Consider the following 1,023-nt stretch of genomic DNA (forward strand, 5'->3'; position numbering starts at 1 on the left):
ATTAACCAATTTTCCATCGCATACCCCTTTCGGACTTTGCTTAGGACCCGACTAACCCTACGATGACGAGCATCGCGTAGGAAACCTTGGGTTTACGGCGTTAATGATTCTCACATTAATTATCGCTACTCATGCCTGCATGCTCACTTCTATACGCTCCAACGCTCCTTACCGGTACATCTTCAACGCCTATAGAACGCTCTCCTACCACCCAAGCTAGGCTTGGGTCTACAGCTTCGGTACTTATTTTAGCCCCGTTATATTTTCCGCGCAAAATCACTAGACCAGTGAGCTATTACGCTTTCTTTAAAGGATGGCTGCTTCTAAGCCAACCTCCTGGTTGTTAAAGTAACTTCACATCGTTTTCCACTCAAATAAGATTTAGGGACCTTAGCTGGTAGTCTGGGTTGTTCCCCTCTCGACGACGGATTTTATCACTCGCCGCCTGACTGCTGTGATTACACTATAAGTATTCGGAGTTTGATAGGGTTTGGTACATTGGTGTATGCCCTAGCCCATTCAGTGCTCTACCCCTTATAGCTACTACACAACGCTATACCTAAATATATTTCGGAGAGAACCAGCTATCACGAAGTTTGATTGGCCTTTCACCCCTATCCACAAGTCATCCGGAGCCGTTTCAATGGCCGTCGGTTGGGTCCTCCACTAGTTCTTACACTAGCTTCAACCTGCTCATGGATAGATCACTTCGTTTCGGGTCTGCAGCATCTGACTTATCGCCCTATTAAGACTCGCTTTCGCTACGGCTTCACGTTAGCTTAACCTTGCCAGACACCACAACTCGCAGGCTCATTATGCAAAAGGCAGTCCATCTCCCTGTATTGCTACATAGGGCTCTGAATGATTGTAAGCAAATGGTTTCAGGTTCTATTTCACTCTGATCACCTCAGTTCTTTTCACCTTTCCCTCACGGTACTTGTACACTATCGGTCAGACATTAGTATTTAGGGTTGGATCGTGGTCGACCCAGCTTCAGACAAGATTTCACGTGTCTCGCCCTAC

Annotated in this window: 1 rRNA gene; it reads right to left on the reverse strand. The window is 46.5% G+C overall.

Annotation, left to right across the window (positions count from 1 at the left end):
• A 23S ribosomal RNA gene (locus KJQ99_RS09415) occupies positions 1 to 1,023 on the reverse strand; the annotation flags it as partial.

It is taken from the genome of Campylobacter sp. 2018MI13, from assembly GCF_018501135.1.
GTDB lineage: Bacteria > Campylobacterota > Campylobacteria > Campylobacterales > Campylobacteraceae > Campylobacter_E.